The sequence below is a fragment of the Paraburkholderia sp. BL21I4N1 genome (genome assembly GCF_002973525.1).
In the GTDB taxonomy this organism is placed as follows: domain Bacteria; phylum Pseudomonadota; class Gammaproteobacteria; order Burkholderiales; family Burkholderiaceae; genus Paraburkholderia.
Genome location: NZ_PVEN01000001.1, coordinates 126,288 through 149,584, shown reverse-complemented (window position 1 = coordinate 149,584; position 23,297 = coordinate 126,288). Strand labels below are relative to the sequence as shown.

Annotated in this window: 20 protein-coding genes; 13 read left to right on the top strand and 7 right to left on the bottom strand. The window is 60.7% G+C overall.

What is annotated here, in order from left to right; translation table 11 throughout:
• The first annotated feature begins 12 nt into the window (after positions 1-12).
• Positions 13-510 (top strand): GNAT family N-acetyltransferase, encoded by a 498-nt coding sequence (locus tag B0G83_RS00690; RefSeq protein ID WP_105505524.1) that lies wholly within the window; start codon positions 13-15, stop codon positions 508-510.
• Positions 511-706: 196 nt separating this feature from the next.
• Positions 707-2,647 carry an SMP-30/gluconolactonase/LRE family protein gene (locus B0G83_RS00685; protein WP_105505523.1) on the top strand — a complete coding sequence of 647 codons (1,941 nt, stop codon included), beginning with the start codon at positions 707-709 and terminating at the stop codon, positions 2,645-2,647.
• Between the two features lie 102 nt (positions 2,648-2,749).
• Here the strand turns inward: B0G83_RS00685 and B0G83_RS00675 are convergent, their stop codons facing one another.
• Positions 2,750-3,652: a LysR family transcriptional regulator gene (locus tag B0G83_RS00675; protein ID WP_105505522.1), complete on the bottom strand. Its 903-nt coding sequence runs from the start codon at positions 3,650-3,652 to the stop codon at positions 2,750-2,752.
• Positions 3,653-3,891: 239 nt separating this feature from the next.
• Here B0G83_RS00675 and B0G83_RS00670 point away from each other — a divergent pair, with 239 nt between their 5' ends.
• The 3 genes from B0G83_RS00670 (at position 3,892) to B0G83_RS00660 (ending at position 7,840) form a co-directional block, all read left to right on the top strand.
• On the top strand, positions 3,892-5,661 hold the full coding sequence (locus B0G83_RS00670) for an adenine deaminase C-terminal domain-containing protein (protein WP_105505521.1): 1,770 nt from the start codon (positions 3,892-3,894) through the stop codon (positions 5,659-5,661).
• Between the two features lie 183 nt (positions 5,662-5,844).
• The gene (locus tag B0G83_RS00665) at positions 5,845-6,555 is read left to right on the top strand and encodes a YitT family protein (protein ID WP_105505520.1); all 711 of its coding nucleotides are present in this window, start codon (positions 5,845-5,847) and stop codon (positions 6,553-6,555) included.
• Positions 6,556-6,763: 208 nt separating this feature from the next.
• Positions 6,764-7,840, top strand: a complete 1,077-nt coding sequence (locus B0G83_RS00660; RefSeq protein ID WP_374954890.1) for a porin — start codon at positions 6,764-6,766, stop codon at positions 7,838-7,840.
• A 76-nt stretch (positions 7,841-7,916) separates the two neighbouring features.
• On the opposite strand, the gene B0G83_RS00655 is transcribed toward B0G83_RS00660, so the two are convergent.
• The 5 genes from B0G83_RS00655 to B0G83_RS00635 all read right to left on the bottom strand — a co-directional run bounded on the left by B0G83_RS00655 (position 7,917) and on the right by B0G83_RS00635 (position 13,050).
• On the bottom strand, positions 7,917-8,939 hold the full coding sequence (locus B0G83_RS00655; protein ID WP_105505519.1) for an alpha/beta hydrolase: 1,023 nt from the start codon (positions 8,937-8,939) through the stop codon (positions 7,917-7,919).
• Between the two features lie 61 nt (positions 8,940-9,000).
• Positions 9,001-9,426, bottom strand: coding sequence for an organic hydroperoxide resistance protein (locus tag B0G83_RS00650; protein WP_105505518.1), 426 nt, complete (start codon positions 9,424-9,426; stop codon positions 9,001-9,003).
• 157 nt (positions 9,427-9,583) lie between these two features.
• A complete protein-coding gene (locus B0G83_RS00645; protein ID WP_105505517.1) occupies positions 9,584-10,150 on the bottom strand; it encodes a TetR/AcrR family transcriptional regulator in 567 nt (188 codons plus the stop codon).
• 98 nt (positions 10,151-10,248) lie between these two features.
• Entirely contained in the window at positions 10,249-12,522 is a 2,274-nt protein-coding gene (locus B0G83_RS00640) for a xanthine dehydrogenase family protein molybdopterin-binding subunit (RefSeq protein WP_105505516.1), read from the bottom strand.
• Positions 12,523-13,050, bottom strand: coding sequence for a (2Fe-2S)-binding protein (locus B0G83_RS00635; protein WP_105505515.1), 528 nt, complete (start codon positions 13,048-13,050; stop codon positions 12,523-12,525). It lies immediately after the preceding gene.
• A 139-nt stretch (positions 13,051-13,189) separates the two neighbouring features.
• Between B0G83_RS00635 and B0G83_RS00630 the strand changes: the two genes are divergently transcribed.
• Positions 13,190-14,086, top strand: coding sequence for a LysR substrate-binding domain-containing protein (locus tag B0G83_RS00630; protein ID WP_105505514.1), 897 nt, complete (start codon positions 13,190-13,192; stop codon positions 14,084-14,086).
• Here B0G83_RS00630 and B0G83_RS00625 read toward each other — a convergent pair.
• Complete coding sequence (locus tag B0G83_RS00625; RefSeq protein WP_105505513.1) at positions 14,073-14,960, bottom strand: LysR substrate-binding domain-containing protein; 888 nt, start codon at positions 14,958-14,960, stop codon at positions 14,073-14,075. The genes B0G83_RS00630 and B0G83_RS00625 overlap by 14 nt on opposite strands.
• A gap of 238 nt (positions 14,961-15,198) precedes the next feature.
• On the opposite strand from B0G83_RS00625, the gene B0G83_RS00620 reads away from it, so the two are divergent.
• The 7 genes from B0G83_RS00620 (at position 15,199) to B0G83_RS00590 (ending at position 23,287) form a co-directional block, all read left to right on the top strand.
• Entirely contained in the window at positions 15,199-16,155 is a 957-nt protein-coding gene (locus tag B0G83_RS00620) for an amidohydrolase family protein (protein WP_105505512.1), read from the top strand.
• Positions 16,155-17,081, top strand: a complete 927-nt coding sequence (locus tag B0G83_RS00615; RefSeq protein ID WP_105505511.1) for an amidohydrolase family protein — start codon at positions 16,155-16,157, stop codon at positions 17,079-17,081. Before B0G83_RS00620 ends, B0G83_RS00615 begins: the two co-directional genes overlap by 1 nt.
• Positions 17,082-17,185: 104 nt before the next feature.
• The gene (locus B0G83_RS00610; protein WP_105505510.1) at positions 17,186-18,580 is read left to right on the top strand and encodes a UbiD family decarboxylase; all 1,395 of its coding nucleotides are present in this window, start codon (positions 17,186-17,188) and stop codon (positions 18,578-18,580) included.
• The gene (locus tag B0G83_RS00605) at positions 18,577-19,179 is read left to right on the top strand and encodes a UbiX family flavin prenyltransferase (protein WP_105505509.1); all 603 of its coding nucleotides are present in this window, start codon (positions 18,577-18,579) and stop codon (positions 19,177-19,179) included. The genes B0G83_RS00610 and B0G83_RS00605 overlap by 4 nt, the downstream gene beginning before the upstream one ends.
• A gap of 40 nt (positions 19,180-19,219) precedes the next feature.
• The gene (locus B0G83_RS00600) at positions 19,220-20,356 is read left to right on the top strand and encodes a GTP-binding protein (protein WP_105505508.1); all 1,137 of its coding nucleotides are present in this window, start codon (positions 19,220-19,222) and stop codon (positions 20,354-20,356) included.
• Between the two features lie 115 nt (positions 20,357-20,471).
• Positions 20,472-21,812 carry a nucleobase:cation symporter-2 family protein gene (locus tag B0G83_RS00595; RefSeq protein WP_105505507.1) on the top strand — a complete coding sequence of 447 codons (1,341 nt, stop codon included), beginning with the start codon at positions 20,472-20,474 and terminating at the stop codon, positions 21,810-21,812.
• Positions 21,813-21,907: 95 nt separating this feature from the next.
• Entirely contained in the window at positions 21,908-23,287 is a 1,380-nt protein-coding gene (locus B0G83_RS00590) for an amidohydrolase family protein (protein WP_374954889.1), read from the top strand.
• Positions 23,288-23,297: the final 10 nt, after the last annotated feature.

The following is a 23,297-nucleotide window of genomic DNA, read 5'->3' as shown; positions in this document are numbered from 1 at the left end:
TGGAACCCTGACATGCAGCCCACCATCGACGAAATCCTTGCCCTCGATGTACTCACGTTACGTGAACACACGGAACTGGCCGGCGATGTCTTCGATACGGATCGGCAACGCTTGCGCTTGCAACTTTCCCTGAACGACAGCGAGGTGTGCTCAGTGCGACGCGAAGGCGTGCTGGTCGCCTATGCAACGCTTCGACCGGAGTCGGAGAACTGCTGGTTCGTAGGCGCATTTAGCACGCACCCTTTGCACCGAACCGCTACGGTTGTATCCGAGTTGCTTGCGAAGGTCGCCACGCTCGCAAGCGAACGGGGAATCGCCGAACTCAGAAGCCATGTCTATAAGACCAACCGCCTGTCCGTCGCTTTCCACCGCAAACTCGGTTTTCAGATTACGCGTGAGAACGAAAAGGCTATCGAGTTCTTCACGTCAGTGTCGAAGCTTCGCGAACGGCCGGCAATTCGGCGCGCGGCCGGCGGTAACGCTGCAACGCCGGCTATGCCTTGCGCATGACCCGAATAGATACCCGAAGAAAACAATCGCGCGTCGCGCATGACCACTGCGCCCGTCCATGTGCAAAGTCACGATGCGAGCTTGTAAAGGAACCATGAGTTGCCTATGTTCCTACGTGGGTCGCCGCACACGAATTTGAAATCTGGCCGACCGACTATTCTCGTGAACGATCGCCACATTCCGGAGAACACCCGTCATGGTCGAGAACAAAAGGATTCACGCCGCGCTCCTCGTCGCCGCGTTCACAGCGATCGCCGCAATGGCCCCAGCGTGTTCCGCGGAAAACACCACCGACTGGCTGGCGAACACCTACGGCACGCTCGCTGCCCACGTGGGTAACACCGCGCGCTCCATGTGGGTCGCGCCCGAAGGCGTCATCTATACGGCTTCCATGTGGGACGAGTACGAGGGCGGTGTCGCTTTCTACCAGGCGGGCAAAAGCCTCGGCGCGATCGGTGCCCACGGCGAGTTTCAAGGGAGCGCGATCACGGGCAACGCGACATCGATCTTTGTAGCATTGCAGCCGGGTGGAACATTTGGAAGCGGTGCGGTGGGACGATACAACCGCACCACCAAAGCTCGCGATCTGTTGATTCAAGTGAGCGCGTTTAACAACCTGCCGCGCGTCGACGTCGTGACTGGACTCGCCACGGCGGGCTCGCTCCTCTACGCCAGCGACTTCTACGGCAATCGTGTCCGCATCTTCACTACCGCCGGCGTCTGGCAGCGGGATATCAACATGACGGGCCCCGGCGCTCTCGCCGTGGATAACGCAGGCAACGTCTGGGTGGCGCAGAAGAGCGACGGCTCGATCGTCGGGTTCAGTCCAGCCGGCGCACTGTTGAACACGATCCGGATGCCAGCCGGGTCGCAGCCGTCGGCGCTCTATTTCGACGCGTCGTCGGGGCAACTCATGGTCGGCGACGAAGGCCCCGACATGAACATCAAGCGCTACACGCTCTCGGGCACACCGGTGCTGGCCGGTACATTCGGCATTCAGGGCGGTTATCTCGACACCACGACGGGCATCAAAGGGCAGGTCGGCGACAAGCGCTTCACTCGCGTCACCGGCATCGGCAAAGACACCGCGGGCAACCTGTATGTCCTCAACAATCCGTGGGGTGGAAGCTGGGATCTCGGCCGCGACGGAGGCACCGACATTCACGCTTACAACAACGCCGGGCGCCTTCAATGGAAGCTTCAATCTCTCAACTTCGAGGGAATCGCCGCGCCGGACCCGGCTACCGACGGCCTCTACTTCTATAGCGGCACCAACATCTACAGTGGCACTGCGGGCGGAACCTTCGTAGCGAACACCGTCGATCCGATCGCCTATCCGTCCGATCCGCGCATCGACATCAACGATCGCTCACGGGACGAGCACTTCGGTCTGCTCGCCAGCGTCGGCGCAAACCGCATTCTCGTGGCGACGGGCCAGAATCCCGATACCTACTACTTCTTCCACTTCAATGCCGCGAATGGCTACATCGCCATACCGGACGCCACACTTCCCGGGCCGGCGTTCAAGACCACGGCATCCGTCAGAGACGGGTTCTGCATCGACAGTAAGGGCGGCGTGTGGGCCGGCCTCGACAAGACCGGGAACATCTACCACTATCCGCTGATCGGCTTCGACGCCAGCGGCAAGCCAACATGGGGGCCCGGTATCGCCATTCCCATTCCCGAGAGCGTCAAGCCGTTGACGCGCATCGTCTACCTGGCGGACAGCGACACGATGATTCTCGGCCAGGGCGTTGTCGGGGGCACAGACTGGACAGCGATAGGCACGCGGATCGAGGTGTATCACGGCTGGAGTGCGGGCAATACGACGAAACCCAATCCGGTGGTCAACCTCCCCCACGTCGGCGCCAAGTCGATTGACGCAGCCGGCAACTATCTATTCGTCGGCTACTGGTTCGGTAGTGGAGAAGCGTTGCCGAACATCGACGCTTTCAATCTCGGCACAGGCAACCTCGATACCACGTTGGTCAACACGAGTCCCGCTACGGTCGACACCAGCAGTGCCATCGATTCGATGTACGGCGTCAGAGCATACCTTCGATCGACGGGCGAGTACGTCGTCACGAAGAACAACGTCAAGGGGTCCAGCATCACGGTGTATCGATGGACGCCTTGAGCGGCCCGTCGAACACTTGACGCGCGATCAGGAAGTTACCGCGAGCACGCTCGCTGGCATGACTCAGATCGTCGTCTTGCCAGAAGATCGTGCGTAAAGCACTCACCCGCTCATTGCGCCCAATACGCTCATGATTTCCTCGGCAAGCAGGAGGCTCGCAAGGCCGTGCCCGTGTTTCTCGCGACGAACGAGGGAAAGGGTGTTCTTACTGAATGCCCGGTCGCGAATCTGCCGATAGGTGAGCAGCTCCTGGCGATGCTCCTCCGCGATATCGAACTTGCTGAGAAACGCGATGCTCTCGCTGGCCGCCGCAAGACGCTTCATCGTCTCGATCGAATTCGTCCGGAAGGCGGGCTCGACGTTCAGTCCCGCTTCCTGGAAGGTATCGGCGACGATGCCGTGCATCAGCATGGACCGGTCAGCGAAGATCAGCGGATAAGAGGTGCAGAAGGCCAGCGGTATCGACTCCATGCGCGCCAATGCATGCGTTGGCGCGATCACGGCGCCGAGGCTCGTGTCCATTTCCCACAGGCTTTCCAATTGCGGCGAAGGCGGCAGGTTGAAGCCGAGACCCAGATCGGCTTCGCCGCTGCTGAGCGCATCCGCGATTTCGCGCGTGAACATGACCCTGATCGAAATCTGAATGTGAGGGTGGCTCGCACAGAAACTCGTCGCGGCCGTGGAGGCAATACCGCTCGCCAGACCGGTCACGGTGGCGATGATGACCTCGCCTTTCTGCAGCGTCTTGAGATCGCGTATCTCGGCTTCGACCTGGCGGTATTCGAGAATGGTCTTGCGCACATGGGCGAGCAGGATCTCTCCCGCCGGCGTGGGCCGCAGTCCGCGCGGCAGACGCTCGAACAGCGGCTCGCCGATCTCCTCTTCGAGAATCAGAAGATGCTTGTTGATCGCCGACGGAGCAATGTGCAGTTTTTCGCCGGCGCCACGGATGGAGCCGGAACGCGCGACCTCGTCGATATACCGCAGCAAGCGTGAATGAAGCATGTTCGTCTGTCCCCCGGCTGGCTTCAGCGTACTCGAAAAGTGCACGCTCCGTGCAAAAAACGTTTCTTTTTATAAACGCTCAGTTCGGTCCTAATGACATCAGCCGCGGGCGTAGGCGCTGAGAAGTCGACAAGGGAACGACCTGCTCCGAGCGACCTTTTCAACACCTATATCGACCCGACGTGGTTTGTTGCGGCGCGACAGAAGCAGATTCAATCCATTTAGGAAGAGAGACAACCATGTATCAAGAAGTCAGCGAGAGAAGCGTCACGGCAGCGGGACCGCATGGCGAGGTCAATGCCCATTACGATCAGGTGAGAGCGATCTTTGAGGTTCTCAACGGCAGGAAGGAGGCCGATCTTCTCCTGAAGAATCTGAACATTCTCGATGTCCACAGCGAATCGGTTTATCAAGGGTCCATTCTCGTTTACAACAAGCGCATCATCGCCTTGAATCCCGACGAAACGGCTATCAAGGTGCGCGAGGTTTTCGACGGAGAAGGTCTTTACGCCATTCCGGGTTTGATCGACGCCCACGTTCACTTCGAAGCCCAGTTGGCCCATCCGGCCGCGTTTGCTGAAGCCATCGTCCCCTGCGGTACGACCACCATTTTCTCCGAGTGCCTCGACTTCGTGAGCGCGGCAGGCGCGGACGCAGTGCAGGCCACCGAGCAGCTTTTCAAAAACCACGACCGTTTGCCGTATCGGGTATTTGCGTTTGCACCGGGCAAGAAAACCTCGGTGGAAGTCACCGATGCGCTGCTAAAAATGGACCCTATCATCGGACTCGGCGAACTCGCGCACCTCACCTACAGCGTGGGCAATGACGACGACTTCCGGAAATCGGCTCTGGGGCGCGCCAAGGGCGGCTTTATGAACACGCACTGGGGCGTGACCACGCTGTCGGACATGATGTTGAACTACATGCCCGCGATCGGCGCGTTCGCCAACCATGATGTGTGGAAAGAGGACGACATCGAAAAAAGCGTGCGTTACGGCCTGCAGACGCAAATCAAGTTCGGCGTTGGCAGCCCCGAAGTCATCAAGATCATGCTGCGCGCCATCGTCAAACGAAAGTGGCCTGCCGAGAATTTCCAGCTGTGCGCCGACAATATTTCGGTGGACCGGCTGTTGACGAAGGGCCACATGGACTGGATCGTTTCGCTGTGCGCCGAAATGGGCATTGAGCCGATCAAGGCGATCAAGATGGCCACGCTCTACACGGCGCGCGCGTTCCGGATGGACAACAAGTTCGGTTCGCTGACACCGGGCCGATTCGCCGATATCGTGTTAACCGACAGCCTGTCGAAGATCAACCCGCGTTTTGTCTTCAAAGATGGTGAACTGGTTGCCAAAGATCGCAAGCTGCTGAAGCAGGCCGACATCGACTATTCCGGCATGGTGAGAAAGGCCGTGCCGGGTCTCGGCGACCTGACGCCGGAACAGCTAGACCTGGCGCCGCTGGAAATCTCCGCGGATGGTCAGCAGGCCAAGGTGTATCTGTTCGACGTCTATGGCCGCGGCCACGAAAAGTTCTTCCAGGAAGTGTGGGTGCCATTCCGTGACGGCAAGGTCGTCCCCGAATTGGGCGGTGTCAGGCTCAACCGGATCGCCGTCGTGCAGCGATATGCCAATGGCAAGCGCCATGTGGTCAATGGTCTGTTCAAAGGCGTCTATATTGATCGTGGCGCCGTGGCGACGTTCTGGCCGGCGCCTAAAGCCTACTTCGTGGCGGTTGGTCAGGATAGCGAGGAAATGTGCCACTGTCTTCAGCAGGTCGACGGCTATGCAGGCGGCTGCATCGTCACCGAGAATAAGCAGGTGAAGGCCGTGCTGCCGCTGGAGATCTACGGTGTCCAGGCCAACATGAACCTCGCGGAACTGCTCAAGGCGACCCGCGAGATTGACGCCGCCCTCGAAGCAATGGGGAACCACAACGAGGGCGAGCCCGTGGTGAACAAGCTGCTGACGCTGTTCATCTCCCTCGACCGTTTCGGTTTCATGGCTTGACGTAGTCCCGCAGTAGCTTCAGGTCCGCCGGGGGCACGAATCCCCCGGCGGCCCGAGCAGCGAAGGTGGAACCGGCGCGGTTGACGGGATATGCCGCGGAATACCCCCACAATAACGTGGCGTGCCGTTGCCGAGACTGGCGGACGGCACCGCACGAAGCAGGCAGACAACGAAGGGACAGTCATGGCGCACCATGCAAGGGAAGCTGAAGTCATTGATAGCGGCAGTCTGACACGGCGCTGGTTCACGTACGTCGTTGGCATTTACATATTGACCATGGGAATCAGTCTGGCAATCAGGGCGGGCATCGGTATTTCGCCGCAAAGCAGCCTGACCCGCACCATGACACTGGTGTACCCGCATCTGAGTCAGGGAACGTACAACTTCATTCTCGAGTTGTTCATGTTGTTCCTCACCTATCTGGTTGCGCGTAAGGATTTCACCCTGAAGAACTTTGCCTCGTTGATTCCGGCTTTCGTGCTGGCGACGTGCCTCGATCTGAACCTGATGCTGACCCGGTCGATCGGGTTTCAGGACTATTTCATGAAGTTCCTGCTGCTCGCCTTCGCCGACGCGTTGCTTGCGTTTGGCCTGTTCCTGATGATCCGTGCGAATCTGGTCCTCATGCCGATCGACATGTTCGTCAACACACTCTTCAAGCGGACGGGCTTCAGATGGGGGGACATCAAGACGAGTTTCGATTGCACGCTTCTGGTTATTAGCGCTGCGATCGGTTTCGCGCTTCTCGGCGGCCCCAGGTTCATTCGCGAAGGCACGTTCATGAACGCGATTCTGGTGGGACAGTACATCAAACTCTATTTCTTCCTGTTCCAGAAAGTCAAAACGGCGATTTCGTCCTATCAGCGAAGATCGCTGGAACATCGAACTTACTGACTTCACGTAGTGTGTTGTTGATGTTCATGGTCGTGTGATCGCCTGCGGATAGCTTCCGGCGCTCCGCTGTTTCTGATCTGCGACCGCCTGGCGGGCACCGATTCCCGTTCCGGCTGTCCGCTTTCGCCTCCGCTATGACTCCGATTTCGAGACGTCGATCATGACGTCGGCATTCACTCGCCCCTTGAAAAGAGAACACACCATGCTTATGGAACGCGCTTGCATTGTCACGATGAAAAGAATCTGTCGAATTGCCGCGACCATCGCCTGCATCGCAATAGCGACGCAGACACACGCCCAATCGAGCGTTCAGATTTATGGAATCGTCGACACCTGGGTCGGCGTCCAGAGATACCCCAGCAAATCCGTCAGTTGGCAGGAAGGCGGCGGCGGTTTGTCGACTTCGTTCTGGGGGTTTGGCGGCAAGGAGGATCTGGGCGGCGGTTACAAGGCAATTTTCGCTATCGAGGGCTTCTTCCGCCCGCAGAACGGCGCATACGGTTCCTTCAACGGCGATCCGCTCTTCTCGCGCAATGCTTATGTCGGGCTCTCGACACCAGCGGGCACGATCACGCTTGGACGCCAGAGCAGTCTGTTGTATTTGCAGGCCTGTCAGTTCAATCCGTTCTACGCGTCGTTCACGTTTTCCCCGACCATTGTCCAGATGTATGCGGGGCTAGGCACCTATCCGGCGTACAAGACCGATCAAGGGATCATAGGCGGCACCGCCTGGAGCAATGCAATCCAGTACGGCACGCCGGAATTGCGCGGTTTGACCGGGCGCGCAATGTACGCATTCGGCGACAGCAGCACGGGCAATGGCAGCAAACAATATTCGGTGCAAGCTTCTTATCGCAATGGGGGTTTCGCCGCCGGCGGCATCTATCAATACGCGAACTTCAACTCGACGGCAGGCGATCTGAATGCTCTGCTCAAGGGATTTCATAGTCAGTCGGCAGCGCAGTTGGCTGCTTCATATGAATTCTCGATTGCCAAGCTATATGGCGAATACACCTATACGAACGACAACGTGATCAACAGGAACTTCCACGTGAATATGTTCGAGGGCGGGCTGTCGATTGCTGTCGGCACCAGCAGAATTCTCGCTTCATACGCGTATTCGCGCGATTCCGGCGGATTCAACCAGACGCGCCAGACTGCCTCTCTGGGATACGACTACCCGCTTTCCAAGCGCACCGATCTGTATGCGGTGTATATGTCCGACCGGTTTGCCGGGATGTCGTCAGGCGAGACGGCCGGAGTCGGGATCCGCTCCCGGTTCTAGGCATACCCGCGTGCGTCGACTAACTCATAACGGTGCGGCCTGATCGCATCTTGCCATCAGGCCGCACCACCCACACTTATTGCAGCCGCGCCTTCAACTCATTCGCAAGTTGGCGGGTAGCGGCCTTCGTCGGCGCGTCATTCGCCAGCGCATTCAGCAAACCGAAATCATGGATCGTGCCGTCGTATCGCACGGTCGTCGCTTCATCACCCGCCGCATCGAGTTTGCGACCGTAAGCCTCGCCCTCATCGCGCAACACGTCGTTCTGCGCAACCTGAATCAGCGCGGGCGGCAATCCTTTCAACTGATCCACAGACGCGCGCAGTGGCGACGCATAGATCTCGTTGCGCTGATTCTGATCTTTCGTGTACGCGTCCCAGAACCACTTCATCATCGGACGCGTCAGGAAATGCCCTTCCGGGAAGGCGTTATACGATCCATCGTTGAAGTTGTTATCCGTGACGGGCCACATCAAGCCCTGAAAACGGATGTCCGGGCCGTGTTTGTCTTTAGCCATCAAGCTGACCACTGCCGCCATGTTGCCACCCACGCTATTGCCGACCACAGCGAGGCGGTTACCGTCCACACCGATTTCGCTACCGTGCGCGGCCACCCATTTCGTGGCGGCATAGGCCTGGTTGATTGCAACCGGATAGCGCGCCTCGGGCGAAGGCGTGTAGTTCACGAAGACCGCGACCGCGCCGGACTGCACCACGAGGTCGCGCACCAGTCGCTCATGCGTCGGGAAGTCACCGAGAATCCAGCCGCCGCCGTGGAAAAACATGAAGACCGGCAACGTGCCCGTCGCGCCCTGCGGCTTGACGATAGTAATGGGCACGCTGATGCCGTCCTGCTCGATCGTCTTGTTGGACACGTCGATACCGGAAAGGTCGACTTTCACGCCGTTCTGTGCGCCGACCAGGACTTCACGCGCCTTCGCCGGCGACAGTGTGTTGATTGCCGGCCCTTTGCCGCTGTTAAGCGCGGCGAGGAACTGGCTGGTGACGGCGTCGGGCGTTGCCGGGCTCGGCGTAGCGGCGAAGCTCGTGTTGGCGGCGAGAACGGCAGCGGCAAGAATGAGGGGCTTGAAGGTCTTCATGGTTCGCAACTTCCAGTGGAGGGTGTGAGTTTGCTTAAAGGAAAAGAGAGACCGCCGCCGCTCAAACGATCGTGAGCGTGACGTCGATATTGCCGCGGGTAGCGTTCGAATACGGGCAAACCCCATGCGCCTTGTCGACGAGTGCCTGAGCCGCGTCGCGCTCCATGCCCGGCAGCGAAATCTTCAGTTCGACTTCGATACCGAAGCCGTTCGGGATCGCGCCGATGCCGACGCTGCCGTCGATAGCGACATCTTTCGGAATGGCGATCTTGTCGCGCACCGCAACAAACTTCATTGCGCCGAGAAAACACGCGCTATAACCGGCGGCGAACAATTGCTCTGGATTCGCGCCTTCACCACCGGCACCGCCCAGTTCACGCGGCGTGACGAGCTTGAAGTCGAGCTTGCCCTCGGGGACCACGGCGCGGCCGTCACGGCCTCCGGTGGCGTGAGCGTGAGCGCGGTACAGAACGTTTTCAATCGACATGATGAAACTCCTAAAAATTTGATTTATCAATCTACTACTAGATAGATTTACACCCACACAAAAAACCAACATCCAGCGTTTTTCCTACACAACTTATCTATGTGTAGATAGACAAGCGGCCCAGATAAAAGGTGGCACGCCACCTCTTTTATTGCAATTACCTGACAACCTTGACCGTGGTCTCGACGTCTTCAAGACGAGCCTTGGTCTTGAACAATCGGCTCGCCAACACACTCCCCTGGTAGGCGGCAAAAAGCGCACGCGCGGCGTTTTCGGGCTTGCCGTTGATCGCCAGCGTTCCTTCTTCAACGCCTTGCACCAGCACCTTGGTGAGCCACCGCTCATTAGCCTTAAAAAAAGCTTGCACTGCCTGCCGGATGTCGTCCGGCAGCGATTCGATGTCCGCTGCGAGCATGCCGCACAGGCAGATCTGATCGCCGTCGCCCAAGGTCTTGCCGAACAGCTTGGTGTACTTGCTGAGCTTGGCGTCCGCGGGCAACGTGTCGCCAATCGCGTTCATCGAACTCAGTACTTCGTCGCTGTACGAACTGACCGCCTCCAATACCAGATCGTCTTTCGACGGAAAGTAGTAGTGAATGCTCGCCGTTTTGATTCCAACCAGGTTGGACAGATCACGGTAGCTGAAACCGTTATAGCCGCGCAGCATGATGAGCGTGACTGCGTGGTCCAGAATCTGCGAGCGTACGGGCGATGGCGTGTTCATGTGCCAAACTTTATCTACCTGTAGATAGATAGTCAAGCATTTTTTTTGCGCCCATGCGTGACATGGGCGCTCGTGGGTTCGAAGCCGTCTGGACCGACCTACGCGCTGATTTTTACTTTTCCCGCCGCATGGGCGCTCACCTTGCTCAAATCAAACGGGGTGTCTCTCAATCGCTGCCCCGTCAACTTGAACACCGCATTCGCTACCGCCGGCGCGACCGAAGGACTCGACAACTCCCCTACTCCACCCGGTTTCGACGGATCGCCTTGCACGATCTGAATATCGATCTCAGGCATGTCGGTCATCCGCATCACGCGATAGGTATCGAAGTTCTTCTGCTCGACCTGCCCATGACGAATGTCGATGCGATCACCAATAGCATGTCCTAGGCCCCACATCAGCCCGCCATACAACTGTTCCTCGACGCCACCCGGCGAGACCGCCAAGCCGCAGTCCGCGACGCAGGTCAGCTTGTCGATCACAACGGTATTCCCGTTACGCTTCACTCGCGCAACCACGGCCACATAGCTGCTGTAGGCCTGATTCGTCGCAACACCGAGCGCCGTACCGGGCGGCAACGGCTTACCCCACCCCGCTCGCGCCGCAGCCTCACGCAGAACAGCCTGATGACGCGGATCTTTCATATGCGCGAGCCGAAAGTCGACGGGATCACGCTTGCCCGCGTGTGCCGCTTCATCCATAAACGACTCAACCGCAAACACGTTCGGGATATAACTCACCGCGCGATACCACCCGGTCGGCACGCCGGTTTCATGACGCACCCAACCGATATCGACGTGCGGCGCGTCATAGGCGAATTCATACTTGCTGATCGCCTCGGTCGTGCTGTAATCCATTCGATCAGGACGATCGAAGTAACCCGGCTCCCATTGCTCCGGCGAAGCCGGCATCACCGCGCGCAATTGCAAGGTGCTCAGCTTGCCGTGCGTATCCAACACCGCTTTCCCTCTGTGATAACTCGCCGAGTGATAGTAAAGCGCGCGCATTTCATCTTCACGGCTGTTCATCAGCTTGACCGGCTTACCGACTTTCAGCGCGAGCCACGTCACTTCGAAGAGCCAGTACTTCGATTCGCGTGACCCGAAACTCCCGCCCGACACAAGCTCATGCAATACAACGCGATCCGCGGGAATCGCGCCGATCACCTCGGCCGCCTCCTGCACCGTCGACGGCACTTGCAATCCGCCCCAGTACTCCATGCCTCCGTCTTTCGCCCACGCGGTAACATTGATCGGCTCCAGCGGATTCTGCGCTTTATACGGCATTGAATACGCCGCCTCGATCACGCGCGCGCCATGCGGCCACGCGGTGCCCGCGTCGCCGTGCTGAATGGTCGGCACGACACGCGCGGCGGGATCGTCGAGCCATCTGGCCTGCTGCGCGGCGAGCGTACTGCTGTCGAACGTCTCGAGCGGACTATCGTCCCATTCCACGCGCAATGCAGCTTGCCCTTTATGCGCCGACCAGTAGTCATCGGCCAACACCGCGACGCCCGCCTGATTGCCGCCGAGAATGTCCGGCCGCCCGGGAATCTGCACGATCTGCCGCACACCTGGTACAGCCAATGTATCCTTGGCATCCACGCTACGTACACGCGCATTGATCACCGGCGCGCGTGTCACCGTCGCCACGAGCATGCCCGGCAACGACACGTCGATACTGTACGGAAACACGCCCATCGCCTTTTGCGCAGCACCGCGTTTCTTCTGCAATTTACCGATGTATTTGAACTGCGACAGATCTTTCAATGCGACGTCTTTCGGCGCCGACATTTGCGCCGCGACACTCGCGAGCGACCCATAATTCGCCCGCTTGCCGCTCGCCGGATCGACCACGAAGCCGTTTTCCGTCGTCAATGCCGACGGCGCCACATTCCATTGTTTCGCGGCCGACGCGATCAACATTGCCCGCGCGGTTGCGCCCGCACGTCGCAAGCGCTCGTATTCGAGCGACACGCTGGTACTACCGCCCGTCGAAAACACCTTCCACAGCGGATGAATGTATTCGCCAAAAAACGGATTCTCCGGCGTGATCACATCCACACGAAACGGATCGACATCCAGCTCTTCCGCCACCACCGCAGCCAATGCGGTGCGCGTGCCGGTGCCGGAGTCATGCTTATGGACCACCAGCTTGATCGTATCGTCAGATAGCACCCGGACCCAGGCGTTCGGTTCGAATTCGCCGGGCAGCGGCCGCGGATCGCCGCTTGCGTTTTCGGCTTTCGCGAGCGCGTCGGGTAATTGGAAACCAATCGCGAGTCCCGAGGCCAGCAAGGCCGAACTCTGCTTGATGAACCGGCGTCGCGCCGCGCCGCGCGCGCTTGTCAGTGCCTCGTTATCGTGGCGCATTCAAGCCTCCTTAGCCGCAACGTGAGACGCGCACGCCGACGTGCAGCCCGGCATCGCCACTTCGGCCAGCGCCGGATCGCCCGACGCGGCTCGCTTGATCGCCTTGCGAATCCGCGAGTACGTTCCGCAGCGACAGATGTTCCCCGACATCGCCGTCGAGATGGTTTCATCGTTGACGTTCGGCTTATCCTTCAGAAACGCGGCCGCCTGCATCAACTGGCCGGACTGACAGTAGCCGCATTGCGGCACGTCTTCCGCGACCCACGCCAGTTGCAGCGGATGCCGGCCGTCCTTCGACAAGCCCTCGATCGTCGTAATGTTCTTGCCGGCCACCGCCACCGCCGGCAGCAGGCACGAGCGTACCGCCTCACCCTCCAGATGCACCGTACACGCGCCGCAGAAGCCGCCGCCACAGCCGAACTTCGTGCCGGTCAACTTGAGCCGGTCGCGCAACACCCACAACAGGGGCATGTCTTCCGGTACATTGTCGAGCGAGTGCCGCGTGTCGTTGACCACGATCTCGATCATGCGCTGTCTCCTGAATGTCGTTGTGCGACGCGGTGTGTGCGAGGGCCGCGCAGGCCGCGTGCTTGCGGCCATTATTGAAAGCCGTTAAGTCCAGCGCCAGCGACGATTTCTTCCATCACCCGTAAGTCCGGCTAACACCATGTTGAAGCGCTACCCGTCTCTTCAGTCGATGCAGGCGTTCCTGCAGGCCGCGCGCGTCGGCAGTTTTTCGAGCGCGGCGCGCCAGTTGTCGCTTACGCATAGCGCGATCAGCCAGCAGATCCGCACGCTCGAGGAGTTCGTCGGGCAGCCCCTGTTCGTGCGCGAAAGCGGCCGCGTGGTCTTGACGGACGCGGGTGTGCTGTTTGCCAATCAACTGGCGGATGGCTTCGAGCAGATCGATCGGGCGTTGTCGTCGGTCAAGGAGCGCACGGTCAAGCGGTCGATCACGCTCGACGTCGACCCCGAACTCGCGCAGAGCTGGCTGGTCGCGCGTCTGCCCGCCTTGCTCGGCACGCTGATCGGCACCTCGTTGACGGTGTTGTCCACACCGCGTCACGAACGCAGCGCGTTCGAGCGTGTGGATATCGCGCTGCGATACGGGTACGGGGAATGGGACGGCTTCGAAAACGCGCTGATCTGCACCGACCGGTTGACGGCGGTCGGGTCACCTGCGTTGTTGCCGGCGTACGGCCTCGACACGCCGCTTACGCCGGAGCAATTGCTGGAATTGCCATTGCTCGGTTACACGAAGCGCTCATGGATTCCCTGGCTCGCCGCAGCCGGCATGCCCACTGTCGAGCCGGATGCGGTCGCTGTCTTCGACAACGCCGCGGGGTTGATCGCAGCTGCCAGTGCAGGTGTGGGCGCGGGTCTCGCGCGCGGCCTGCTCGCCGCCGACGCGATCCGCAACGGCACGCTGATCGAACTCACGCAAGTGGAAATTCCGACGCACTACAACCTGTACGCCGTCTGGCCGCGCGACAAAGCGGAGCGGGTCGCGCCGTTGATCGACGCTATACGCGAACTGGTCGCGCAAACGATCAGCTCACGCTAGCCGCGACTTCCCGTACGGTCTCGAGAAACAGCGCCAGCACGGGCGACGGCGCCTCGGCGCGATAACGCGCATGCAACGACACTTCCGGACGCGGTGCGGCCACCGGCACGAACACCACACCGCCCGTGGACAATTGCCGCGTCGACGAAGGCAGCAACGCCACGCCCAGTCCTTCACGCACGAGGCACAACAGGGTATGCACCTCGACCACTTCCTGTTCGATTCGCGGCGTAAACCCTGCTTCGACGCAGCAGTCCTGTAAGAAGCGCGCAAGCTGCGACTGCCGCAATCCGAACGACACGAAGCGCTCCGTCTCCAACTCGCGCAACGCCAGTTCGTCACGCGCGGCGAGCCGATGCCCCAACGGCAGCGCTACCACCGCCGTTTCCCGCATGACCACTTCGCTGCGAATCTCCGGGTCCTCATGCGACACACGGAAAAAACACACGTCGAGCCGCCGCTCCTTCAGCGCCAGAATCTGCGCCGCCGGCGTCATCTCGTGCAGCGTCCATTGCACTTGCGGATGCTTCTCCGCGAAAACCCGCAGCGCGCGCGGAATCGGTTCGACCATTGCCGAGCTGATGATGCCAATCTCCAGACTTCCCACTTCGCCGCGCCCCGCGCAACGTGTCAGATCGATCGCGCGTTCGAACTGCGCGAAGATCAACGGCACCTGCTCCTTAAGTGTTTTCCCTGCATCGGTGAGTTCGACACGGTGTTGCGAACGCGAAAACAACGCGGTGCCCATCTCCTCTTCGAGGATGCGAATCTGCTGACTGAGAGGTGGCTGCGAAATGTGCAGCCGCGCGGCTGCCCGGCCGAAATGCAGTTCGTCGGCAAGCACCGCGAAGTAACGCAACAGCCGGATGTCCATATCGCAAACGTATCAAGATGGTGGTTAAAAAATATTGTACAGAGCGTTTTTCTCTTGTGAGACTGCATCGCAAGCAGCAGTGCACATCAGTGTGACACTCGATGCCGGCGAGGGGAAGGCGCACAAAAATGCGCCTTGCAAAGGGCCGCATGGGTCAGCCCAATGGGCGAGTCCATCGATGCGCCTGCCCGCGATCCGGCAACTGGATACACCAGTTCCTCTCAAGGAGATCGAGTACATGATCATCGACACCAGCTGTTATCCGACCAACCTGGTCGACCTCGCGTGGCGCCATGACGGCGAACCATTTTCCGGCGAGCGTCTGATCGAGGTGATGGACGGGCCGTACTTCATCAACGGCAAACCTCGTCGCATCGACAAGGCTTTCATTCAACCGCCGCAAGGCAACACCATTTATACGTGGACCGACGGCGAACGCTCGGGCCGCGAGTCGATCGACGACTACATGGCCTACACCGTGGAAATGGTTCAGAAGTACCCGGACCGACTGCTCGGTTGTTTCGTCTACAACCCGCGTTGCGGTCCCGAGAACGGCGCGGAAGCGATCGAGTTTTATGCAAAGGAACACGGCTTCAAGATGGTGCAGTTGCAGGCCAACATGCATGCGTATCGCCCCGACCGCGCGCTCGACTGGCTGCGCCCCGCGCTGCGCAAATGCGCGGATCTCGGCCTGCTGGTGAAGCTGCACACCGGCGACGGCCCGTACAGCATTCCGAGCGAGTGGTATCCGCTGATTCGCGAATTCCCGTCGGTGAATTTCATCATGGCGCACTTCGGCGTGCAGACGGGCGGCGTGTATTGCTTCGAACCCTATCAGATGGCGCTCGACACGCCGAACGTGTATTGCGAATCGAGCTGGTGCCTGCAATCGCGAATCGTGGAATTCGCAAAAGTACTGCCCACGCACAAGATTCTCTACGGCTCCGACACACCGCCGAACGAACCCGGCATGTGGCTGCGCCTGCTCGAAGTGTTGTGTCACGAGCCGCCGCAAGGTCTCAACCTCGACGAAGACACGCTCGAGGACTACCTCGGCAATAACCTCGCCCGCATGATCGGACTGGAACCGAGCGCGCCGCCGCGAAGTGTCGAGGAAGCACAAGCCTATCTGAAACAACATGCCGGCGCCGCGAAGCAACACGCCGGCCAGGCCGACTACGCAGGAGCCCGCTGATGATTATCGATACCCATCTGCACCCCACCAATCTCGTGGACGAAGCGTGGCGCCATACCGGCGAGCCATTCACCGGCGAACGTCTGCTGAAGATGATGGACGGTCCGTACATCATCAACGGCAAGCCGCGCCGTATCGACATGGGTTTCATTCAGCCGCCGCCGGGCAACACCGGCTATCGAGACGGCAATCGGCGCGGCCGCGAAGGCATTCGCGACTACATGTCGTATATCGCCGAACTCACGCAGAAGTACCCGGATCGCTTTATCGGCAACTTCACTTACAACCCGCGGTGGGGTCCGGAAAACGGCGCGGCCGAACTCGAATTCCACGTGAAGGAATACGGCTTCAAGATGCTCAAGCTGCACGCGAACATGCACGGCTACCGGCCGGATCGCGCGCTCGACTGGTTGCGTCCGGCCATGAAGAAGTGCGCGGAGCTCGGCGTGGTGGTGCTGATTCATACCGGCGACGGACCGTACACGATTCCGACGCAGTTCTATCCCATCATCCGCGAATTCCCGATGGTGAATTTCATCATCGGTCACTTCGGGATTCAGACGGGCGGCAACTATTCCTTCGAAGCCTTCTGGATGGCGATGGATACGCCGAACGTGTATTGCGAATCCGGCTGGTGCTATCAGTCGCGCATCGTCGAATTCGCGCGCGAGTTGCCGCGTAACAAGATCGTGTTCGGTACGGACTCGCCCCCCAACGAGCCGGGCATGTGGCTGCGCGAACTGGAAATGCTGTGCGGTCCCGCGCCGCAAGGCATGAATCTGGATGAAGACGGTCTCGAAGACTACATGGGCAACAACATCGCCCGTCTGGTCGGCATCGAACCGACCAAGCCGCCGAAGGATCTCGCGGAAGCGGAGAAACGTTTGAAAGCGACCTATGTGACCGACGTCACGCAGCCGGCTTAAGGCTCGTCGACGCTGTGAGGCGGGCGCGGTATGTGCCGCGCCCGCCTCACACACCGCTTTCGTTATCGCTTTAGTTTTGGCTTTCGCTTTGGACGGAGTTCACTATGGCGGATAACCTCTTCCGCGCCACGCAGGATGTTCATCGCTTTGCGCATGCGTATCGCGAGCACTATCCCGACGATGTATTGACGCTCTCACAACCGCTTTCCGCCGATCAGGACGTAACCGCCGTCGTCGCAGAGCTCGCGGCACGCGGACAGCATCCGATGCTGGTCTGCGAGCACGTCGACGGCATCGCAACGCCGCTGGTCACCAATTTCTTCGCCTCACGCACTCGCATTGGACGGCTATTCGATGTCGACGCATCGGGTTTGTTCGACGCGTATCAGCAGCGTGCGAATGCGCCGATTGCGCCGGTGTATGTTGCCAGCGGTCCCGTTCTCGATCAGGTCATGGAAGGCGACGCCGTCGATCTCGACCAACTGCCCATGATCCGCCACTTCGACACCGACCGTGGTCCGTACATCACCAACGCGGTGATCGTCGCCGAAGACCCGGTAACGGGGGTTGCCAATCTCAGCTATCACCGGTCGATGCGGCACGCGCGCAATGCACTCGCCACCAGCCTGCATTCGCGTGGCCACCTCTGGCGCATGTTGCAAACCGCCAAAGCACGCGGCGACACGTTGAAGGTGGCGATGGTGATTGGCGCGCATCCGTTGTTCATGCTGGCCGCCGCCGCGCGCGTACCGTTCGGCACGGATGAGCGTGCCATTGCAGGTGGTCTGTTCGGCGCACCGCTGGAGCTGGTGCGCACGCCGCGCTACGGCATTGGCGTGCCCGCATCGGCCGAGTTCGTGCTGGAAGGCACGATCGATCCGGATGCGCATGCCGAAGAAGGGCCGTTCGGCGAATTCACCGGCTATTCGTCGGATCGCTCGACCAACAACGTACTGCGCGTCGACACGATGATGAGACGCAACGGCGCGTGGCTCATCGACGTAGTCGGCGGTCCCTACGCCGAGCATCTGACGCTTGCCCGTCTGCCCCGCGAAGCGGAAATGAGCGAAAAGCTGAAGGCACGTTTTCCGTCCGTCACTGCGCTGCACTACCCGAATTCAGGCACGCACTTCCACTGCTACGTCGCACTGAATCAGACACGCGACGGCGAAGCGCGCCAGATCATGCTCGCGTTGCTCGGCTGGGACCCGTACCTGAAAAACGTCGTGGCGGTGGACAGCGATATCGACATCACCAACGACTCGCAAGTGCTGTGGGCCATCGCGACGCATTTCCAGCCGCACCAGGACGTGTTTATCGTCGACGGCTTGCCGGGCAGTCCGCTCGACCCTTCGTCGTCGGCGGCGGGCACGACGTCACGCATGGGGATCGACGCGACTCGCGGCTCGCACTTCGACGGCATTCGCGCGCAGATCAGCCAACACGCGTCGCAACGCGGAGTGGAATTGCTGGCCCGCGCCGCCGGAGCACAACGATGAGCACGCGGCGACTGGTAGTCGGCATCAGCGGCGCCTCCGGGTTTATCTACGGCGTGCGTCTACTGCAATTGCTCCGTGAACTCGACATCGAAACGCACCTGACAGTCTCGCGCAGCGCGTTACTCACGATGACACACGAAACCGACTACAAGCTCGCCGACGTGAGCGCACTTGCCAGCGTTACCTATCGTTGCGACGACATGGCCGCGGCCATTTCCAGCGGGTCATTCCGCTCGATGGGCATGATCGTCGCGCCGTGTTCGATGAAGACGCTCGCCGAAATCGCCAGCGGTATGTCGTCGACACTGATTTCACGCGCCGCCGACGTCACCTTGAAGGAACGTCGTCCACTCGTGCTGCTGGCGCGCGAGACGCCGTACACGCTGGCCCATCTGCGCAACATGACCGCCGTCACCGAAATGGGCGCGATCGTCGCGCCACCCGTGCCGGCGTTTTACGCGCGCCCGGCTTCGCTCGACCAGATGATCGACCACACGCTAGGCCGTGTGCTGGATCTGTTCGGTCTTGAAGCGGGCACCGTCAAACGCTGGCGAGAAACTGACACACCCGCGAACGCACCCGCACCGCAACCCGCCTGATAGCCGAACCGCAGCACGAACGACGAAACGGAGAAGAGCCATGAATCACATTCACACCACCCACAACGACATCGAGAAAATCCCCGTCACGGTGTTGACCGGCTTTCTCGGCGCCGGCAAGACCACGCTGCTCAACTACATCCTGCGCGAAAAGCATGGTCGCAAGATCGCGGTGATCGAAAACGAGTTCGGCGAGATTGGGATAGACGGCGGCCTCGTGCTCGAATCGACCGAAGAGATCTACGAAATGACGAACGGCTGCGTGTGCTGCGTCGGCGCGGTGCGCGAGGATCTGGTGCGGATCGTGCGGATGTTGGTGGAAAGGCCGGATCGGCTCGATCACATCATCGTCGAAACGAGCGGACTGGCCGATCCGTATCCGGTCGCTCAGACCTTCTTTCTCGACGATCCGATCGCGAAGCAGGTGACGTTGGACGCCGTCGTCACGATGGTCGATGCGAAGCATATCGCCGCGCATCTCGACGACCTGGTGCTGGACGGCAGCGACAACCAGGCCGTCGATCAGATCGTGTGCGCGGATCGGATCGTGATCAACAAGGTGGATCTGGTCGGCCCCGACGACATCGCCTCGTTGACGCAACGTATTCGCGGACTCAACGCGACGGCGGAGATCGTCGAATCGAGTTACGCGCAGATCGATCTGGACAGGATTCTCGGTGTGGGCGCGAACGAGTTCTCGCAGATTCTCGTCGAGTCCGACGGGTTGCATGAAGAACAGCACGCGCACGGTACGCATCAGGCACATGCGGACCACGACGAAGAAGAACATGAACACGATCACGCCCACCACCACGACGGGCATGACGCCCCCCACCAGCACGCCGACCACGCCGACCACCAGCATGACGAAAGCGTCTCCTCGGTGGGCATCGAAGTCGACGCCGACATCGACCTCGACGCGCTGCAAACCTGGCTCGCCGAACTGCGTGATGCCGACGCTGCCAATCTGTTCCGGATGAAAGGCATTCTCGCCGTGCAAGGCCAGTCGCACCGGTATGTGCTGCAAGGCGTGCACAACGTCATCGAACTGCGCGCCGCGCAAGTATGGGGCAGCGAACCGCGCTCGTGCCGCATCGTATTCATCGGCCGCGATCTCGATCGCGCCGCGCTGACCGACCGCTTCCACGCCTGTCTTGCCGTGCCGGTTGCGGCCTGACGGGAGTCCCGACCGACGTGCGAATCAGGACTGCACGGCCAGCGCCGTGCGGCACGACCTCGCGCGCCGATCGACAACCACAATCGCAGCAACCCTCTTGCATGGGAGACACGCCATGAACACCGCCCTACACCCCGTCGATCGGATATTGCCGAAACGTCAGATGATCACGCTGGGTTTGCAGCACATGCTGGTGGCTTATATCGGCGCCATTGCGGTGCCGCTGATCGTTGCGTCGGCATTGAAAATGTCGCCGGCCGACACGACCGTGCTGATCAGCACGGCCCTGTTTTGCTCCGGCATCTCGACAGTTCTGCAAACCGTCGGCTTCTGGAAGTTCGGCGTGCGTCTGCCGATTCTGCAGGGTGTCGCGTTCAGCAGCGTCGGGCCGGTGATCGCGATCGGCACAAGTCCCGGCGTCGGCTTTGCCGGCGTCTGCGGCGCGGTGATCGGCGCGGGTCTGTTCACGATGTTCGCCGCGCCGTTGGTAGGACGCTTACGACGATTTTTCCCGCCCGTGGTGACAGGCTGCATCGTCACCGTGATCGGCTTGCAGTTGTTCCCCGTCGCATACCAATGGGCGGGCGGCGGCGAGGCCGCGCAGCAGCAATTCGGCGCATTGCCCTTTCTCAGCGTCACGCTGTTCGTCGCGATCGTGATTCTGGCGATCAACCGCTTTGCCGGTCCGTTCCTGCGCAATCTCTCGGTACTGATCGGCTTGATCGCGGGCGGCATTCTGGCGTGTTCGCTCGGCATGGGCAACTTCGCGAGCGTGGGGGCCGCGCCGTGGTTCACGATGCCGCTGCCGTTTCACTTCGGCACGCCCGTGTTCTCGCTTGTGCCGGTGTTGACGATGATCGTCGTCATGGTCGTGCAGATGGTTGAATCCATGGGCCTGTTCGTCGCGATCGGCGATATCGTCGACAAGGAAGTCAGTGAAGACGACGTCGTGCGAGGCATGCGCGCCAACGGTCTGGCGAGCGCAATTGCCGGCATGTTCGCGGCGTTTCCATTCATCGCGTTCATGGAGAACGTCGGCCTCGTCATTCTGACGGGCGTGCGCAGCCGCTGGGTGGTGGCGATCAGCGGCCTGCTGATGTGCGTGGTGGCGCTGGTGCCGAAGATCGGCGCGGTGGTGGCGTCCACGCCATCCGCGGCGCTCGGCGGCGCCGGTATCGCGATGTTCGGTGTGGTGGTCGCGGCCGGCGTGCAGACGCTGGCGAAGGTGGATTTCGAACGCAATCGCTACAACGTGCTGATCGTCGGTTTCACGATCGCCACCGCGCTGATCCCAGTCATGGCGCCGCAAGTCTTCAAGCACATGCCCGACTGGACACAACCGTTCCTGCACAGCGGCGTGGTACTGGCGTGTCTCGTCTCTGTCGTTCTGAACGCGGTGCTCAACGGCGCGCATGAAGAAGAAGTCGTGCCCGCCCACAACCTGGTCCGCGAATAGGCGGTCGACCTCCATGCGGCGCACGCGACGGTTTCATACGCGGCACAGAGCGTGCGACCGCTACGCGGCAACTGAAAGGACATTGAATCGTGAGCATGCAAACTGAAGCGTTGCTGATCAAGAACCCCGTCGCCGTAATGAGCGGCATGAGCGCAGACCGCGCGCGGCTGGGTCAGGTCGATCTGCGAATCCGCAACGGACGGATCGAAACCATCGCGCCGAATCTCGTCCCCCGCGCCGACGAACGCGTGATCGACGCCCGCTCCTGCGTCGTCTATCCGGGCTGGGTGAATACTCACCACCATCTGTTCCAGAATCTGCTGAAGGCGGTGCCGTCCGGCATCAATGCGGACTTGCAAGAGTGGCTCGCCGCCGTGCCGTATCCACGCCTCGCGCGTTTCACGCCGGATCTGGCGCGCGTCGCCGCGCGTCTGGGCATGGCTGAACTGCTGCTCTCCGGCGTCACGACCTGCGCCGACCACCACTACCTCTATCACGCGGAAGGCAGCACCGAAACCGGCGACCTGTTGTTCGACGAAGCGGCGTCGTTCGGCATGCGCTTCGTGTTGTGCCGCGGTGGCGCTTTGCAGGCGGCGGGCGATCACCCCGGGTTCTCCAAACTCGCGCTCAAACCTGAGACGCTCGATCAGATGCTGGCCGACATCGAACGTCTGAAGGCGCGCTATCACGATGCAGGCGATGCGTCGATGTGTCGCGTCGTCGTCGCGCCCACCACGCCGACCTTCTCGCTGCCGCCCGAGTTGCTGCCGGAAGTCGCGCGGGCGGCTCGTCGGATGGGCCTGAGGTTGCACACGCATCTATCGGAAACGACCCGCTATGTCGATTTCTGCAAGGAGCGCTTCAACCAGCTGCCGGTCGAGTTCGTCGCCGACCACGAATGGCTCGGCCCCGATGTGTGGTTCGCGCATCTCGTGCATCTGCAGCCGAGCGAAATCGCCCTGCTCGCGGAAACCGGCAGCGGTTGTTCGCATTGCCCGGTGAGCAATGCGCGGCTCGGCAGCGGCATTGCCCCCGCGCCGCAAATGGCCGCGGCCGGTGTGCCGATGTCGCTGGCCGTGGATGGCGTGGCGTCGAACGAATCCGGCAGCATGACCAACGAAGCGCATTTCGCCTGGCTCGTGCATCGCGCGGCCCAAGGCGCGGCGGCGACCACCGTCGAGGAAACGATCCAGTGGGGCAGCGCGGGCGGTGCGGGCGTGCTCGGCCTCGACGCGGTCGGTACGCTCGAAGTGGGCAAGGCGGCGGACTTCGTGCTCTACGACATCAGCGATCTGCGCTTCAACGGCTTTCACGATCTGGCGGTGGCACCCGTGACCGCCGGCGAGCCGGCGCGCGTACGCTACAACGTGGTGAACGGCCGTGTGGTGGTGGACAACGGCGTGATTCCGGGCCTCGATCTCGACGCGCTTCGCCATGAAGCCGCCGAAGGCGTGAAGCAACTGCTCGCCGATTAATCGATCCACC